The sequence below is a fragment of the Thalassotalea montiporae genome (assembly GCF_053485855.1).
The window spans coordinates 387,745-405,864 of record NZ_JBQRUO010000002.1 but is presented as its reverse complement, the minus strand read 5'-3'; the positions used below and the strand labels follow the sequence as shown (position 1 = coordinate 405,864).

General features: G+C 44.0%; 10 protein-coding genes. 7 read left to right on the top strand and 3 right to left on the bottom strand.

Going from position 1 to position 18,120, the window contains the following annotated elements:
- Positions 1–220 precede the first annotated feature (220 nt).
- Both ACSLUR_RS08330 and ACSLUR_RS08325 read left to right on the top strand, forming a co-directional pair.
- Positions 221–1,843, top strand: coding sequence for an amidase (locus ACSLUR_RS08330; protein WP_448553554.1), 1,623 nt, complete (start codon positions 221–223; stop codon positions 1,841–1,843).
- Between the two features lie 184 nt (positions 1,844–2,027).
- Positions 2,028–3,392, top strand: a complete 1,365-nt coding sequence (locus tag ACSLUR_RS08325; RefSeq protein ID WP_448553552.1) for an MFS transporter — start codon at positions 2,028–2,030, stop codon at positions 3,390–3,392.
- A 98-nt stretch (positions 3,393–3,490) separates the two neighbouring features.
- On the opposite strand, the gene ACSLUR_RS08320 is transcribed toward ACSLUR_RS08325, so the two are convergent.
- Positions 3,491–4,000: a hypothetical protein gene (locus ACSLUR_RS08320; RefSeq protein ID WP_448553550.1), complete on the bottom strand. Its 510-nt coding sequence runs from the start codon at positions 3,998–4,000 to the stop codon at positions 3,491–3,493.
- A 143-nt stretch (positions 4,001–4,143) separates the two neighbouring features.
- On the opposite strand from ACSLUR_RS08320, the gene ACSLUR_RS08315 reads away from it, so the two are divergent.
- The gene (locus tag ACSLUR_RS08315; protein WP_448553548.1) at positions 4,144–6,195 is read left to right on the top strand and encodes an oxidoreductase; all 2,052 of its coding nucleotides are present in this window, start codon (positions 4,144–4,146) and stop codon (positions 6,193–6,195) included.
- Between the two features lie 219 nt (positions 6,196–6,414).
- Positions 6,415–9,585 (top strand): Ig-like domain-containing protein, encoded by a 3,171-nt coding sequence (locus ACSLUR_RS08310; RefSeq protein WP_448553546.1) that lies wholly within the window; start codon positions 6,415–6,417, stop codon positions 9,583–9,585.
- A 95-nt stretch (positions 9,586–9,680) separates the two neighbouring features.
- On the opposite strand, the gene ACSLUR_RS08305 is transcribed toward ACSLUR_RS08310, so the two are convergent.
- On the bottom strand, positions 9,681–10,124 hold the full coding sequence (locus tag ACSLUR_RS08305; protein WP_448553544.1) for an NUDIX hydrolase: 444 nt from the start codon (positions 10,122–10,124) through the stop codon (positions 9,681–9,683).
- A gap of 129 nt (positions 10,125–10,253) precedes the next feature.
- Positions 10,254–14,078: a bifunctional proline dehydrogenase/L-glutamate gamma-semialdehyde dehydrogenase PutA gene (gene putA / locus ACSLUR_RS08300; protein ID WP_448554349.1), complete on the bottom strand. Its 3,825-nt coding sequence runs from the start codon at positions 14,076–14,078 to the stop codon at positions 10,254–10,256.
- A gap of 168 nt (positions 14,079–14,246) precedes the next feature.
- Between putA and ACSLUR_RS08295 the strand changes: the two genes are divergently transcribed.
- From ACSLUR_RS08295 to ACSLUR_RS08285, 3 genes are all read left to right on the top strand, one after another.
- A complete protein-coding gene (locus ACSLUR_RS08295) occupies positions 14,247–14,726 on the top strand; it encodes an Lrp/AsnC ligand binding domain-containing protein (RefSeq protein ID WP_448553542.1) in 480 nt (159 codons plus the stop codon).
- Positions 14,727–14,856: 130 nt separating this feature from the next.
- Positions 14,857–16,563: a M28 family metallopeptidase gene (locus ACSLUR_RS08290; RefSeq protein WP_448553540.1), complete on the top strand. Its 1,707-nt coding sequence runs from the start codon at positions 14,857–14,859 to the stop codon at positions 16,561–16,563.
- Between the two features lie 414 nt (positions 16,564–16,977).
- A complete protein-coding gene (locus ACSLUR_RS08285) occupies positions 16,978–17,862 on the top strand; it encodes an HDOD domain-containing protein (protein ID WP_448553538.1) in 885 nt (294 codons plus the stop codon).
- Positions 17,863–18,120: the final 258 nt, after the last annotated feature.

Here is an 18,120-nt window from a genome sequence, read left to right as displayed (position 1 = left end):
CAAAATTTAATCGCACATTATTGCATACAAAGACGCCAATGTTGACCTGAAATCTATGTAAAACTTGCGGTGTAGGGGAATTTTTTAGGTGATGCCTTGCTTCATTACTTGCCGCAATACTTGTTGCATTACTTGCTACAATAGCGATACAGACTAGACATTTATTGAGCGCCTCGTTATAAACGTAGTTAACAAATTTATAACAATAACAAGCAATAACATGATCTCACTATTTCATTCTGTCAAACGTTTTAGCCTAAAACCCATTGCTGTAAGTTTGGTAGTTCTCAGTAATTTGGCACTTGCCGAAGCGCCCAATTCTCTTGATCTCGCAACGTTTACTGAACATGCAACCATTCCTGAGCTCCATCAAAAAATGCAATCAGGTGAGCTGACAAGTGAGGCTTTAGTGCGCTTTTACTTAGCGCGCATTGAAGCGATAGATGATAGCGGGCCAACAATTAACAGCGTAGTGCAGCTTAACGCGAATGCCATCGCACAAGCGAAAGCTTACGATCTCAGTGTTAAAACCAAAGGACTAAAAGGTGTTTTACATGGTATTCCTGTTTTGCTCAAAGACAATATTGACACTACAGATGGCATGGCTAATACCGCAGGTTCGATTGCTCTCGCAAATAACTTCCCTGCGCAAGATGCCTTCCTCGTCAGTCAATTAAAGCGCGCAGGGGCGATTATTCTGGGTAAAACAAATTTAAGTGAATGGGCTAACTTTCGCAGTGATAAATCAACTAGTGGCTGGACGGGCTTGTATGGTCAAACCAAGAACCCTTACGATTTAACACGTAATCCCTGTGGTTCAAGTTCTGGCTCGGGCGCGGCGATTGCTGCCAATCTGGCAACGGTGGCAATCGGCACAGAAACTGACGGCTCAATTACATGTCCTGCGGCAATCAACGGGTTAGTGGGTATTAAACCGACCATAGGCACGGTTAGTCGCCATGGCATTATTCCCATTGCGTTTAGTCAAGACACCGCCGGGCCGATGGCACGTAACCTAACCGATGCCGTTATCACTTTATCGGCTATTAGTGTTTATGACGAGCAAGACCCAGCCCCTACTGAAGCTAATTATCAAGCTAGCAATGGTAGGGTAGTGCAACCAACGGCGCTGAGCGGTGCATTAAAAGCCGATGGTTTAAAGGGCAAGCGCATTGGTGTATTGCGGCAGTTAAGTGGTTATCACCGTGACGTTGACCAGCTGCTAGCAGAGGCTATTGAGCAGTTACAGCAGCAGGGCGCAATTATCGTGGATGACCTTGCCTTTGATGACGGGGTAAGTTGGGGAGCGCAAGAATATGAAGTGCTGCTATATGAATTTAAAGAGGGTATAAACAAATACCTTGCGGGTACTGACAAAAGCCTACCTAAGACGCTAGCTGAGCTTATTGCATATAACGAGCAACATAGCGACCGAGCCATGCCGTATTTTGGTCAAGAAATTTTTATCAGTGCGCAGAGCAAAGGTGATTTAACCGATAAAGCCTACCTTGATGCGTTAGCACATGCGAAAAAAATGAGCCAAAGTCAAGGTATTGATAAATTGCTTGGCGATAACCAGCTCGATTTATTAATTGCGCCAACAACTGGGCCAGCGTGGAAAACAGATTTGATCAACGGCGATAACTTCTCTGGCTCTGCTACTTCGCCTGCTGCTGTGTCTGGCTATCCGCATATCACGTTGCCTATGGGGTATGTTAGTGGCTTACCGGTTGGTTTATCTATGTTCAGCACGCAATTAACGGAACCCGTGTTGATCGAAGCGGCATTTGCTTATGAGCAAGCAACCAAGCACCGTCAGCCACCGAAGTTTTTATCAAATTAACACTCGATTTATCTTTGCTTAGATTTATCTTCACTTGCATAAATCTGTTGTTGATAGGCCATCCGTATGGATGACTTATCAAGAAGGTAACAAGCTGTATCCTGAGGTGGTTTGGAAGCTAACCCCGTGCTAGAATCTGCCGCCTTATTAACCCTTTTACCTGCCAACTTTCGCTAACAGATTTATGAGTGCTTCTGGATTAAATTCTCTTGAAAAAAAGGCGGCTTTTTCATTAGCTACCGTCTTTGGCCTGCGCATGCTGGGCTTGTTTATGATCTTACCAGTATTCGCCATTTATGGGCCGGAGCTAACGGGCTTTTCGCCAATTTGGTTAGGTCTGGCGATTGGTGCTTATGGGTTAACACAAGCCTTGCTGCAAATTCCCATGGGGATTTTGTCGGATAAATTTGGCCGTAAGCCAATCATTATGAGTGGCTTAGTGGTGTTTGCTATCGGCAGTGTCGTGGCGGCAATGTCTGACTCAATTTATGGTGTGGTGCTTGGGCGGGCACTACAAGGAATGGGCGCTATTGCCAGCGCTATTCTTGCGCTAGCGGCCGACCTTACCCGGGAAGAGCAGCGCCCGAAGGTGATGGCCACCATAGGCATGTTTATTGGTTTGTCTTTTACCTTGGCCTTAGTGGTTGGCCCGCTAGTGGGTGAAAGCTTTGGGCTCAGTGGTCTGTTTTGGTTCACTGGTATCTTAACCATTTTCGCCATGCTAATGATCCAATTTATGGTGCCAAATTCCGTGCATAAAGCGCCTAAGGGCGACAATGTTGCGATGTTGGATCAGTTAGGCCATTTAGTTAAACATCCACAATTGGCAAGGCTGAATATCGGTGTGTTTGTTTTACATATGGCGCTTACCGCTTGCTTCATTTACCTACCCACACGACTGGTTGATAGCGGTTTAGCGCTAGAACAGCACTGGCGTTTGTATTTGCCAACCTTGCTTGGCTCATTCTTTTTAATGGTGCCATTTATGATTTTCGGCATTAAAAAAGGCAAAGAAAAAGAAATGTTTATGGCTGCCATTACGCTATTGGCGGTGACCTTATTAATGTTTGGTGTGTTGCCCAACACAACCACAACGTTAATCGTACTTATTTTATTATTCTTTGTGGCCTTTAACTATTTAGAAGCGACCATGCCGTCGATTCTCTCGCGTATTGCGCCAGCAGGTGTTAAAGGCAGTGCCATGGGAATCTTTTCATCGAGTCAGTTTTTTGGTGCCTTTGCCGGCGGTGCTATTGGTGGCTGGTTAGCCAATAGTTTTGATGCAACTGTCGTCTTTTTAGTGATGGCCTTGATCGTTACTATTTGGCTATTCGCTGCTAGTGGCATGAAACGCCAAGCGAAATCAAAGAGTTTTAGCTTTGCGGCGCATTTTAGCTCTGAGCAGCAGGCCGACGAAGTGGCAGAGCAGCTTGTTAATATGCCAGGCGTGGTTGAAGCGACATTAGTTTATTCGGAAGCTGTCGCCTACCTAAAACTGGATGATAAAGTGGCTGATATTAAAGAAATTAAGGCGCTGCTAAATTCTTAATTTTTTTTGTGAAAAAATCAAAAAATGAAAATAAGCCACCAGCCAACGGTGGCTTTTTTGTATTTGTTACGTCAAACATATCGAAAAACGCTCCGGCGTTAATATACTGCGCTGACAACACCTGATTGCACGTTAGCTCCGATCGCAACTGAAAAGTCGTCGTCAATACTTAGGCCGATTAGCGCTTTGCCAAGTGGCGACTCTGGTGTTAGTACGTATACTTTTTGCCCGTCTAAAAATTCTTTATTAGTTAATGTTATACAGGTGCCAGCCGCGCATGGCAGTAGATAAAAATGTTTGTTAACAGATGACCCACTTGCCGATTCGTTATCGTACTCTAACGTAAATAATGCGCCGATAGTGATTTGCTGTTTAGCGTCACTACTTTGCTTACTGAGTATGTGCAGTTGCTCTTTTAATTGTGTAATGCGCCTGCTTTGCCCTTCCGCAAGATAAGCCGCTTCGATTGCCAAGGTGTCGTATTGAGTTTCCGCCACTGATTGGTCGTCAATTGCAGCGTTGTGAGCTTGCTGCGCAGCGGTTAAGGCTTGCGCCAATAGGTGCTCAACTTCAGTAATGACTTTTGCTAAAATTTCTTTTTTATTCATGCACTTAAATTAATGTAAATAGTTATCATTTTTACTTGTGAAAATTTAATCTGACAGGTGTCAAAATTAGCTTGAGTTTTACTATTAGCATGCGTATTTTAAATAACAAAGTGGTTAGACCTTAACGAATAAGTGACTTTATTATGACATCTGCAACGACAACTGCGACGGCAACTGCAACTCAATATCCACATATGCTCGAACCATTAGATCTTGGTTTTACGACACTTAAAAACCGCGTTTTGATGGGCTCAATGCATACTGGCCTTGAAGAAGAAAAAGGCGGCTTCAAAAAGCTAGCAGCATTTTATGCTGAGCGCGCAAAAGGGGGTTGTGGCCTTATTGTAACAGGTGGTGTTAGCCCGAACACCCGTGGTCGTGTTGAACCTTTCGGTAGTGAGATGAGTCGCTTCTGGCATGTTAACAAACACCGTGAAGTTACTGACGCCGTTCATAAAGAGGGCGGCAAAATTTGTTTGCAGTTACTTCATACGGGTCGCTACGCTTATCACCCATTTAGTGTTGCACCGAGTGCAATTAAAGCGCCAATCAACCCATTTAAACCGAAAGAAATGTCGGTACGCGATATTCGCGGCACGATTAAAGACTATGCCAAAGGCTCTCGTCTTGCGCAGAAAGCAGGCTACGACGGCGTTGAAATTATGGGTTCTGAAGGTTATTTGATTAACCAATTTAGCTGTAAGCGCACTAACCATCGCACTGATGAGTGGGGTGGTTCGCTTGAAAATAGAATGCGCTTAGGTGTTGAAACAGTGCGCGCTGTTCGCGAGAAAGTGGGCGAGAACTTCATCATTATTTTCCGCTTATCTATGTTAGATCTGGTTGAAGGTGGTAACGAGTGGCACGAAGTGGTGACGATGGCAAAAGCCATTGAAGCTGCCGGTGCAACCATTATTAATACAGGTATTGGTTGGCACGAAGCACGCGTGCCTACAATTGCAACGTCGGTACCACGAGCAGCGTTTACGTGGATCACTGAACGCATGAAGAATGAAGTGACCATTCCTTTAATTACGACTAACCGTATTAATACTCCTGAAGTTGCAGAGCAGGTATTGGCAGATGGCCATGCAGATATGGTGTCGATGGCGCGTCCGTTCCTTGCTGATGCTCACTTTGTTAATAAGGCTGCAGCAGGAAAAGCGGATGAAATTAATACTTGTATCGGCTGTAACCAAGCGTGTTTAGATCACGTATTCAAACAGCAGCGAGCATCTTGCTTGGTAAACCCTGAAGCCTGTTATGAAACAGAACTCACCTTTAGCAACACGAAGCAGCAAAAACGTATTGCTGTGGTTGGGGCAGGTCCTGCGGGTCTAGCGTTTAGTGTTTATGCCTCTAAGCGCGGTCATTCAGTAGAAATATTCGACGCCGCCAGTGAGATTGGTGGCCAGTTCAATTTCGCGAAACAAGTTCCAGGTAAGGAAGAGTTTTACGAGACCTTGCGCTACTTCCGAGTGCAGTTAGAGAATTTGAACGTTCCTGTGCACCTAAATACTTGGCAGACAGCTGAAAGCTTAGCTGAAGCAGGTTTTGATGAAGTGGTGCTAGCAACGGGTATTAAACCTCGTGAGTTGGATATTCCAGGTATTGATAATGACAAGGTCATGACCTACCTAGAAGTGCTGCGTGATAAAAAGCCAGTAGGCCAGAAAGTAGCAGTAATTGGTGCTGGCGGTATTGGCTTTGACGTGTCGATGTTCTTAACGGAAAAATCAGGCTTAGTTGATAACATTGACGAGTGGTTAAAAGAATGGGGCGTAGACCGCAATTATGAAACGGGCGGTGCGCTGGCTCCTATGGTGTCGCACCAAGCAGAGCGTCAAGTTTACTTAATGCAGCGTAAAACGACAAAAGTTGGTGCTGGTTTAGGTAAAACCACTGGCTGGATCCACAGAGCATCACTGCAAAAGAAAGGCGTTAATATGATGCCAGGCTGCAGCTACAAAGAGATTAACGATCGCGGTATTGTGATTGAAATTAATGGCGATCAGCAGTTAATTGAAGTAGACAACGTGATTGTTTGTGCTGGCCAAGAGCCTAATCGCGACTTGCAACAAGGACTGGTGGACTTAGGCCAAAGCTGCCATATTATCGGTGGTGCCGATGTTGCCGCAGAGCTTGATGCTAAACGTGCTATTCGCCAAGGGGCGGAATTAGCGGCGAAGATATAGCTGCTTAGATTAAATAATCCTTTCTGTGCTAAAGCCTTAATTTGATAAAAGTTAGGGCTTTTTTTATATGACGAATAAAAACACTCGTTGAATATAATGAGTGAGTTATCAAGGTATAGAATTTTTAATTGTTCATAAACTGGGCATTTACAGTTCATTTACAGTTGTGCATACTATTTAATCAAAAATAAAAACAATTAAAAACAAAGGACTGTATTAATGAAACACTGGTTTCTCTGCCTTACTGTGGCTTTTTTTAGCTGCCTGTCTTATGCCAATTCAGATCAAGAGTTCTCGCTAGAATATTACGATTCTTGGGGCTCTGGTGAATATCAAGATGTGATCAATATTAATGACATATATTACGTTGATTCGGGTGATTACATCGATGTTATTGACCCATCGCTATCTGGCAACGAGTCACTTATCAATCAGATGGTTAAAACGTGTTGCACTAAAATATTAGCGGAATACCAGCAACATTTGGTTGTATTGGGTTATCGAGAGCTAGAAGTATTTGATGTGTCTGATCCACAAAGTCCCACAAGTGTGTTTACTGGCACTTATAACGATGAGGCTGTTGGAACCGCAACTGTTTATGACGGCGAACTTTACTTTCTAACGCGAAGCTTCCAGTTGAATAAATTGAGCTTTGTCGACGACGAATTTAGTTTGCAAACTATTTCAACTTTGGAAGTACGAGTTGAGCAATCTGATGGCTACTACCGCCATCAAGATATTCGTATTAACGATGGTAAATTGCATGCTCTTTATCAATATTACACCTACAGTGATAACGCTTATTACTCGTACTTGGATGTCTATAATTTAAGCGATATGACGCAGTCTGATGCGTTAACTATTGATTTAGGCTCTGATATGACTGGCTTTGAGGTCATGAGTGATGACCTATTTGCCATTAATACTTATCAACGCCTTAATTTTTATCAACTAACGAATGACGAATTAACTCGGGTTAATTCATTCTCTGTTTTCAACGGAAAAATGTTGAAAGATGATGAAGTGCTGTGGGTATTTCGTTCGTTTGAAGCGGTTAAATTAGGAGTGGAAGATATACTAAACCTCGCTATCGAGCGGTTTAGTTTTGGGCAAGATTCAAGCGGTAGGTTTAATAGTTTCCACGTTAATCGTGCGAAAGGAAGCAATAGCGAGTTTTATATGTCTACTTCCGATAAGGGCATTGTTGAGCTTTCTATTGCTGATGATGTTGAATTAAGTTTCTTGTTTAACCAAAGTGGCTATAAGTCACGCGGTGCCTTGATCTCTAATGATCAGTTTGTATTGCCTAAGTCTTCTCAAAGCTTTGACAATAAGGGCTTTTTTCTTAGTTTAGCCAATAGCGAAGTTTCGTTGTCCAGCGAGATTGATTTGCCTCAGTATGATTTGATCAAAGTTGGTGATCGAATGCTAGCGGTAGGTTACAACAGCTTGGCCTATTTGGAGTTTGACGAGTCAGGCGCAGCAACCGAAACCAGTACAATAGCTATTTCTCATCCGCTTTGGAATTATCAGGTTGCTGGTAGTTTTCTATTTGTTAACGCCTACGACTCGCAAAACAATGATAGGGTTATTTACAAGTATGATCTATCGAGTGCTGCTGGGCTAAACGTTACCCCACAAAGCACAGATATCATCAAAAACGATGAATTTGGTTGTGCTGATCGCATGGTCGTTACTGATAGTCATTTGCTTTTGCTGGATCAGTGTAAACGTGTCATTCATATCTTATCAAATGGCGAAAATACCACATTTGAACAAATCAATACTGTAGATATGTCTGATGAGAACTACAGGTCAGTCGTTTCGCATCAAGACAAAATTTATTTTATCGGTGATAGCTTTATCCGTACCGCCGAAATTACCGCTGAAAATACAATTCAGTTTGTTGAGTTTAATGCCACTGAAAATGGCTATTCGAACCAAACCAGCTTTGTTGATGAAAGCAAGCTTTATATCAAAAGGAGCAAGCAAAGTCCTTATCAAACGGAGATGGTAATCTACGATTTGTCGGCCCCAAACTTTCCTGAATTAGCTAAGAGTTCACTAAACATTCTTGATAATGGATATTCCTTTACCTTAGATAATAATTATTTGATTAGCCAAGATAGTGTTAAAGCTTTTTTCTACCAATTCAACTACGCCCCAGACTTAAGCAATGATTCACTAACTATTGAAGAAGATAAAGTGCTTTCCATCACTGATTATATTCAAGATCAGGAAGGCGACTCAGTCACCATTGAAGAAGTCACTGCCCCAACTAATGGTGTACTGGAGTTGGGTGATGTAAACAGTTATACACCGAACACGAACTTTTACGGTGCTGACAGCTTTGAAATTAAGCTAGTGGATGACAAAGGTAATAGTAAAACAGTTGAGGTTAGCGTCGCTATCACGGCGGTTAATGACTTACCTCAGGTGGGCGTAACAGAAGTCCTTACCCAAGAAGACACATCGTTAAAGCAATCGTTAGAAATAGCTGATGTTGAGGGTGACAGTTTTAGTTTCCGTATTAGCGAAGAGCCGACGTTGGGAACAGCTACCCTCAGTGATACTGGCGAGTTATCTTACACTCCCAAAGCCGAAACATCGGGTGACGATACACTCGTTATTGAGCTTACTGACGAAAATGGTCAGGTTACTAGTCAAGAAATTAAGATTACTATTGAAGCAGTGAATGATTTACCTGTGGTAATGGTAGACGACATACAAACCGATGAGGAAGTTGCTGTTGGTGGTAAAGTAAACGTGACTGATATAGATTCAGAAGCAATCACCTTTTCTATTGTTGCAGGTTCGGGCGTCAATGGCAGTGCGACTATTAACAATGATGGTGAGTTTACCTTTACGCCAGCGAAAGATGCCTCAGGTCTAGGGGCGTTTGATGTGAATGTCAGTGATGGTACTGATGATGTCGTCGTTACCATTAATATAGAAATTGCGCCAATTAATGATGCTCCAACTGTAAGTGATAGCACAGCTACGGCAACGGAAGGTCGAAACTTATCAGGTAACCTAAGTGCTGACGATGTCGATGGTGATGAACTTACTTATTCAGTAGTTTCAGATGTTACCAATGGTAGCTTAGAGTTGCAGAGCGACGGTAGTTACACTTACACGCCAAATGCGGGTTACACAGGTGAGGACTCATTTACTTATCAAGTGTCTGATGGTGAATATAGTGCTCAGGCGAAAATGACCCTTACTGTCCGCGCTGCGCCAGTGGCTCCGGCAGCGCCAGCTTCTTCAGACAGTTCGTCTTCAGGTGGTGGCGGTAGCATGAATGTTTGGCTGCTAATGTGCTTATTTACAATTTGGGGTATTAGAGTTAGAAGGGTGCCAAGACAAGCGCTTAGCTTAGTCTCTAGATAACAGCAGCTCAGATGAACCATGTCACAATATGATGAAATCTAGCCAGCAATTTTGCTGGCTTTTTTTATGCCTTGCTAAAAGCTAGGTTGTCAGTGCTAGGCTTTTACCCGCTCACCAGTAACTTCAGTAATTTTTATTGGCGCTGAAAAGTCTGCTTGTTGGTCAAGTGCCAGTGGAATAAGCCAGCGTAGGTTTGGCAGCAAGTTTTCTGGCAGATTTGCGATATCAATTAACTGGACTTCTTCTTGCTCAATGGTTCTGGCTTCAAAGGCAAGATCTGAGCGAGCAAAGAAAAAGGCAACATCATAGCAATCTGGGCGATAAACTTGCGCGAAGTGAGTCCATTGCGCTGCGTTGGTCGCCACGCCCGTTTCTTCTTCAAATTCACGGGTCATGGCGTCGATGGCTTGTTCACCTATTTCAATCTTACCGCCAACGCCATTAAGAAGACCATTTTGCCATGCGGGATTAATTTTCTTGATCAGCACGACCTTTGATGAATCTTGGCTAAATAAAAAGCCAGCGACATATTTTTTCATTAGTTTTTCCGATAGCTATAACCGCTTTATTTCATAAACAAGGCCATAAAAAGGCCAGCGATAAAAGCTGGCCTTTTAATTTACTCGTGCGCCTCTGAAAATATACAGGGCACCACCTGTTAATCGAGCTTAACCGACATTGGCTTCCATTGTCATCAATGACGCATTACCGCCAGCGGCAGTGGTGTCTATGGTAATGGTTTTTTCTGTCACCATACGATGGAATAAGCCTTGGTGAGTGTGCGCTGTGATCAGCGGTAAAATTGCGCCTTTGCGAGCTGCAATCGTTTCACCAACATAGCTCTTAACACTGCTTTGGTTGTCAGTCACGGCGCCTGCTAAGTGAGTGTGGTTTAGCACGGCCGGTAAATGGCCTAGTTGAGCCACCGTAAACACGCCGTGAGGTAGGCCAATTGAATTAAGCTGTGAGGCAATATTATTGGCTTCGCTTAGATAAGCGTTATCAACCACGGCAACAACGCAGTTACCTGCCGCTAAGGCTGAAATAATCGACACTAGCCAGAAGTTAAAGCTGGTGTCTTGGCAGCGAACACAAGCTAATGTGCCACGTGATTCCAAATACAAAATATTCGACTCACCTGTTGGCCCCGGTAGCTCGGTTGGCTTACTTAGTGTTTTCTCAGCAAACAGTAACTGGCTGCGTGCATCTGTTAAGCTTTGTGCTAATTGATCAGCTTGTTGTAACTTCACTTTACCATCAGCAAGACGAGATAGTAATTGGCGTAATACCGATAAACGATCGTTAAGTGGCGTAAAGCTCCACATTAATTCCGTTTTAGGTAAGTTGGCTAAACTGCTGGCAACACTTGATACTGTGTTTTTGCTTTGCTCGAATAAGCTGTTTAGCGATGCTTGTTGCTCGGTCGTTGGCGCTTGCTCAACATTGTTGGTATCAAGCTTCTCTTTGACTAAACGCGTTAAGTACATTGGGCCACCCGCTTTTGGACCTGTGCCGGAAAGACCACGGCCACCAAATGGCTGAACACCGACAACAGCGCCAATCATATTGCGATTAACGTAAACATTACCGGCACGTGAGCGCGCAGCTAGGTATTTAGCTTTATCTTCAATACGTGTGTGAATACCCATGGTTAAGCCAAAACCAGTACCATTGATTTGGTCAATCACGTTTTCCAAGTTTTCTGCTCTGTAGCGAATGACATGCACCACAGGACCAAATACTTCTTTAGTTAATACTGATAAGTCGCTGATTTCATACAAACGAGGTACAAAGAAGTTATGCTCGTCTTCGTTGATCGCTAGCTCAGGTGCTTTACAAGCAAAGTGCAAAGTACCGCGCGATTTTAAGTAGTCAACGTGATCATTTAAGGCAGTTAGCGCACGTTTATCGATCACTGGGCCAACGTCAGTGGTTAAAAACGCAGGGTCACCAATATGTAGCTCTTGCATTGCACCTTTGATCATTGCAATGATTTTATCGGCGACATCTTCTTGCAAGAATAATACGCGCAGCGCACTACAACGTTGACCAGCGCTCTGGAAGCCTGAGGCGATGACATCGTCAACCACTTGCTCAGGTAAGGCAGTAGAATCGACGATCATACAGTTTTGACCACCCGTTTCGGCGATCAGTGGCACAGGATCACCGCTGCGCTCTGCTAGTTTTTGTGAAATCCAACTACCGGTTTCAGTGGAACCAGTAAACATAATGGCTTGAATGCGCTCGTCTGGCACTATGGTTTGCCCAACTTTGCTACCGCGCGCAATCACGGCTTCAACCGCTGAATCAGGTAAGCCGGCTTGTTTCATTAGTTCGATTGTTCGCAATGCGACTAAACTGGTTTGCTCAGCAGGTTTTGCCACCACAGTGTTACCAGCAACTAGCGCTGCTGAAACTTGGCCTAAGAAAATCGCTAGTGGGAAGTTCCACGGGCTGATACATAGCACCACACCGCGCGCTTCCAGCGTACCGTCGGCCAATAGCTCTTCAGCACGTGCCGCGTAGTAACGACAAAAATCAACTGCTTCACGCACTTCGGCAATACCGTCGGCAATGGTTTTACCTGCTTCCTTGGTACAAAGCGCAATTAATTCATCGCGATGTGTTTCCAATAAGTCGGCGGTTTTTAGCAGCACTTGTGCGCGCTCAGCAACAGGTGTTGCCGACCAGCTGGCAAACGCGCCATGAACACGTTCAACAATTGCTGACATTTGCGCTTCATCGGCGTGCTCAATATAACCGAGCACTTCATTGTGATTAGCTGGGTTGGTGACGGGCTCAGCGCCGTCAATTGCGGTAATCGCTTTGGTGGTTTCAAACCAAGCTTGCATGTTGTCGCGCATTACTGTGATTTGGTCGATATCGGTCAAATCTAGCCCTTTCGAGTTAGCGCGCTCGTTGCCGTATAGCTCAATGGATTGTGGAATTTGAGGATTGTACTTGTTTTGCCAACTTTGTACGGTTTCCACTGGGTCGGCCAGCAAACTTTCTACGGGAATATCTTCATCAACAATATTGTTCACGAATGAGCTGTTAGCACCGTTTTCAAGTAGACGACGTACTAAGTAGGCCAGTAAGTCTGAGTGTTCACCAACAGGTGCATAAACGCGACAAGGTACTTGCTTGCCGGTTACTACTTGGTCGTATAGTGATTCACCCATACCGTGTAAGCGTTGGAATTCAAAGCCTTGGTGGTGTTCAGCCATCTCTAAAATAGTGGCAACTGTGTAGGCGTTGTGAGTCGCGAATTGTGGGTAAATGGTATCGCGATACTCTAACAGTTTTTTCGCACACGCTTGGTAAGAAACATCAGTTGATGGCTTGCGCGAGAATACCGGGAAGTCTTCAAAACCTTCCGCTTGCGAGATTTTAATTTCGCTGTCCCAGTAAGCGCCTTTTACTAAGCGCACCATCATTTGGCGACCGACTTCTTGGGTGAGCTCACGTACCCATTCAATCACATGCAAACCGCGCTTTTGATAGGCTTGTACGGCAATACCAAAACCGTTCCAGCCATCTAATTCTGCATCAGCAAATACAGCTTCGATGATATCTAAAGAAATGTCTAAGCGATCTGCTTCTTCGGCATCCACAGTAAAGCCAATATCGTAAGCTTTAGCAGCTAGCGCCAATTTTTTCAGGCGTGGAATAAGCTCTTCAATCACGCGATCGCGATGTGAAAACTCATAGCGCGGGTGAATGGCTGATAACTTGATTGAAATGCCTGGGCTGCGCTGTGGGCCTTTGTGGTTTGCCGCTTTACCGATGGCATCAATCGCTGTCATGTAAGCGTCAAAATAGCGGTCAGCGTCGGCCATAGTACGAGCACCTTCACCTAACATATCGTAGGAGTAGGTGTAACCTTTGGCTTCGGTTTCAATTGCGCGCTCAATCGCACCATCAATGGTGTGACCCATAACAAATTGGGTACCCATGATTTTCATGGCATAACGCACCGCTTTGCGAATTACCGGCTCACCCAAACGACCTACGGTTTGTTTTAACAAGCCAAACTGTGCTTTTTTCTTTTTATCTGAATAGTTAACTAACTTACCTGTTAGCAATAGTCCCCAAGATGAGGCGTTAACAAATAAGGAGTCACTATTACCAATATGTGATGACCAATCGCCCTCTGCTAATTTGTCGCGAATTAGACTGTCAGCCGTGGCTTTGTCTGGCACGCGTAATAACGCCTCAGCTAAACACATCAGCACCACACCTTCTTCGGTGGATAATGAGAATTCGTTAAGTAGGGCGTCAACGCCGCCTTTGCCGACTTGGTCTTTACGAATGTTAACCACGAGTTGGCGGGCATAATCCCAAGCGCGCGATTTGGCATCAACGCTAATTTCGGCAATCGGTAAAAGGTTTGCTAATACTTGATTTTCATCAGCGCGGTAGTGATCGCGAATTGTCTGACGAATCGCACTGTGTGAAGTAAATTGTGCGGTCAGTGAGCCGTTAAAAAGCATAGTGTCACCTGTAGTAATTTTGTACATTGTTGGTGCGGTATTTTACGTAAATTACTTCAGTATTTTTTGGCTTAATTTGCTAATATGCCAAACAATATACTGTTTAATTTGTTTTTAACCGATAAAGATGCTGTTAATGCTTTGGCGAGACGGCACTGGAACAACCACATGTCTGACCCAAAAACACGCCAATTAGATCGAATCGACCTTACTATTTTAGACACCCTACAGCAGCATGGCAGAATTTCTAATGTTGAATTAGCCAAGCGCGTTAATTTAAGCCCAAGCCCATGCTTAGATCGGGTTAAACGCTTAGAAGCGGAAGGGTATATTGAGCGCTACGGCGCAACACTCAATGCTGCCAAATTGAAATACGGTATGTCGGCTTTTATTCAAGTAACATTAGATCGCACCACTGGCGATGTCTTTAACCGCTTTCGTGATGAAGTGGTGAAAATCAAAGAAGTGGCAGAATGTCATATGGTGGCTGGCGGCTTTGATTATTTGCTGAAATTACGCTTTGAGAATATGCAGGCGTATCGCGAAGTGCTTGGGGTAATTGTTGAACTGCCTGCGGTTTCGCAAACTCATACTTATGTGGTGATGGAACACATCAAAAAAGACTTTGGTGTACCGATTTTAGATTAAGGCTGGGGCTTCAGCGCTTATATTGGTTATTTACCGTTCATTTCGCACCAGTTATCGCTAGCTCGCTGGTGTTTTCAATAAGCCCGCTTTATAGTGATTCGCTATTTTGATAACAACAATAGCACTCTTTATGAAGCACTTTTCTAAAAAGCTCGCAGCCCCCATTATCGTTGCAGGGTTAGCGACCATTGGCTTGTCGGCATGTAATCAAGCGACTGACAACACAGCACCTGAAGCTGCTCAACCTAGCTACCCGCAAGTTAATGAAAACAATATCAAAGCACATATCGCGTTTTTGGCTGACGATACCCTTGAGGGGCGTGATACCGGCAGCAATGGCTACCAAATTGCGGCAAATTACGTAACCTCATACTTTAAGCAGTACGGTTTAACCCCTATGGGCGAACATGGTGGCTTTGAGCAACAAGTGACCTTCCGTAAAGCGCAACTTGTTGATAGCAGCGCGACCATGACCATCAATGCGCCGTCTGGCGAGCATGCGGTTGCTTTCAAAGAGCAGTTTTTAACTTCGGGCTCAGCACTTACCACTGACTCTGCAATTACCGCTGATACGGTATTTGTTGGTTATGGAGTGGTGGACAAAGCGTTTGGTTTAGATGACTACGCTGGCCTTGATGTGAAAGGTAAAGTGGTGGTGATGCTCACTGGCCGTCCTGAATCATTGCCATCGGAAGAAGGGGCACATATTGGCTCATCTCGCGAAAAAGCTCGTCATGCTGCTGAGCGTGGGGCAGTCGGTATCGTTACCATTCACACACCAAAACGTGAAAAAGTGCGTAAGTTTTCCGTTTCTGCCAAATATGCGGCAACGCCAAGCTACAGTTGGTTAGATAAAAACAGCCAACCTTTTGGCAAGTACCCAGAGCTAAAAGGTTCAGCGTATATTGACCGTGATGCGGCTCTACCATTATTTGAAGGTGCCGAGATGTCACTTGAGCAGATCTTTGCTGCCGATAGCGAAAACCAGCCGGTAAAAGGTTTTGCGTTGAATGCAGGTGTCACGTTAACTAAGCAAAGTACTCAGGCAGAAATTACTAGCCCGAATGTGGTTGCGGCGATTGAAGGTAGCGACCCTGCGCTTAAAAATGAATACGTGGTTTTTAGTGCCCACCTAGACCATATTGGCGTACGAGCGCACAGTGGTCATGGTGATGAAGGTCAAGACAGTGAAGAACAAGACACCATCAATAATGGCGCATTAGACAACGCCTCAGGTGTGTCGATTTTATTAGAAACAGCGCGCATGATTGCCAGCATGGACACTAAACCACAACGTTCTATTTTATTTGTGGTAGTCACAGGTGAAGAAAAAGGCTTATTAGGCTCTAGCTATTTCGCTAACAATCCAACCGTGCCAGCCATGCAAATGGTGGCCAACGTTAATCTGGACATGCCATTGATTTTATATCCGTTTGCGGATGTCATTGCTTTTGGTTCAACGCACTCGACGCTAGGTGGCATTGTTGAATCGGCGGCAGGCAAAGTGAATGTCTCGCTAAGCCCAGATCCATTGCCGGAGCAAGCCTTGTTTACCCGAAGTGATCACTACAGCTTTGTCAAAGCGGGCATTCCGTCAGTATTTTTAATGACAGGCTTTAAGTCGAAAGATCCAGAAATTGATGGTGGCAAAATGTTTATGGAATTCCTTTCCACGCACTACCACAATCACAGTGACGAAATAGAACTACCGATCCGTTACGACGCTGCAGCTTCATTTGCAGAAGTCAACATGATGATAGGTATAGAAATTGCGAATCAGGCAGAGCGCCCTAAATGGCATGATGGTGATTTCTTCGGTAATACTTTTGCCCAGTAAAACTTTTTAGCATTAAGCTTTCCATTCGATAGAAATACAGACAGGTGCACAAGGATTGTGGACCTGTAGTTGAAAATATGGCGAGCTAACGTTAACGTAATGTTATACCAATTGAATTAATTAATTGATCAATTCAGAGCGTTGTCAGCGGTGGGAGAATAAGCCAAATTTATGCCGATATAGTTATTCTACATCCAGTAAATTTGGCGTAATTATCGCAGTGCTGACAAGCTCCCGAAGGGCGAGTTTAAAAGGCTCATATACTGTGTTATTGATTTTGACAAGGGAATAGCCATTCTCCGCAATCAATGCCTTGCCTCTGAGCCTTTTAATTCTCGCTGAATGATTAAGTATTTATTTCAATTGGTATTAAGCATAACCTGTGAAAATACCTACTCAGGAAATATTTGTCTGATGACTAAGCAACTAAAAGATGAGGCTGTAAAACTGCAAGCTATCGATTATGCGAATCAAGCCAATGGCTCATTTGCTTTGCCCGATGCTTGCTTCAAAGTGAAAACTTTGATGGAAGATGAGAATTCCACAGCAAAGGATTTTGCTAACGTCATAAGTATTGACCCGTCGATGACCTCACGTTTGCTCAAAATTGCCAATAGTGCGGTTTATAGTTTTCCCGGTGAAATAAGCACTATTTCCCGTGCGATCACCATTATTGGCACGCAATCCATTTACAATATGATGTTAGTGGATGTTGCCAGCTCTGCATTTAAACACTTTGCCAACCAAGCGATTGACTTAAAACGTTTTTGGCGAATGAGTGTTTATTGTGGCTTAGCCGCTAAAAATTTAGCGATCAGTGCTGGTATTCGAGATATTGAACGCTTGTTTGTGGCCGGTTTACTGCAAAACTTTGGCGAGCTTATTGTTGCGAAAGTGTCCCCTGAAATTGCGCAACACTGCGAGCAATACAACCAAAATGACTTACCTTGGCAACGACAGTATCAGGCACTTGATTTCACCTATACGGATGTTTCCGCTGAGTTATTAAAGCTGTGGCAAATACCTGAGAAGATTATTTTGCCGATCCGTCACTTTAATCAGGCATTAGATATCCAAATTAATAAAGATGTGAAGGTCATGTATTTGGCGTCGCGCTTGGCGTTAGTGGACAGTCACCCTGAACTGTTTACCTACGACGATATTGTCGACCAAGGTTTATGTCAGTCGCTTGGTATTACGTTTGAAGAGTTAATTTCAGCAGCCGAGTTTGCCCATGACGAAGCTGACAATGTTTTAGGCATTATGGGAGCGAAGTTTTTTGATAAGCCAGCGAGTTAGGTTTATCAATCCATCAAGCTGCGTATAAATTCAGCGGTTAGCAAGCACTAACTAAAAATTATTGCTGCTGGTGCGAGGTAAGAGCAGACAAGTTATGCAAACCTTGATAGCATCTGGCGATTAATACCAATTGAATTAATTAATTGATCAATTCAGAGCGCTGTCAGCGGTGGGAGAACAAGCCAAATTTTTGTTGATATAGTTATTCTACATCTCATCAATTTGGTGCAGTTATCGCGACGCTGACACGCTCCCAAA

Coding starts and splice junctions, on each gene's coding strand:
- ACSLUR_RS08330 (WP_448553554.1), top strand. CDS start 221: ATGATCTCACTATTTCATTCTGTCAAACGTTTTAGCCTAAAACCCATT.
- ACSLUR_RS08325 (WP_448553552.1), top strand. CDS start 2,028: ATGAGTGCTTCTGGATTAAATTCTCTTGAAAAAAAGGCGGCTTTTTCA.
- ACSLUR_RS08320 (WP_448553550.1), bottom strand. CDS start 4,000: ATGAATAAAAAAGAAATTTTAGCAAAAGTCATTACTGAAGTTGAGCAC.
- ACSLUR_RS08315 (WP_448553548.1), top strand. CDS start 4,144: ATGACATCTGCAACGACAACTGCGACGGCAACTGCAACTCAATATCCA.
- ACSLUR_RS08310 (WP_448553546.1), top strand. CDS start 6,415: ATGAAACACTGGTTTCTCTGCCTTACTGTGGCTTTTTTTAGCTGCCTG.
- ACSLUR_RS08305 (WP_448553544.1), bottom strand. CDS start 10,124: ATGAAAAAATATGTCGCTGGCTTTTTATTTAGCCAAGATTCATCAAAG.
- putA (WP_448554349.1), bottom strand. CDS start 14,078: ATGCTTTTTAACGGCTCACTGACCGCACAATTTACTTCACACAGTGCG.
- ACSLUR_RS08295 (WP_448553542.1), top strand. CDS start 14,247: ATGTCTGACCCAAAAACACGCCAATTAGATCGAATCGACCTTACTATT.
- ACSLUR_RS08290 (WP_448553540.1), top strand. CDS start 14,857: ATGAAGCACTTTTCTAAAAAGCTCGCAGCCCCCATTATCGTTGCAGGG.
- ACSLUR_RS08285 (WP_448553538.1), top strand. CDS start 16,978: ATGACTAAGCAACTAAAAGATGAGGCTGTAAAACTGCAAGCTATCGAT.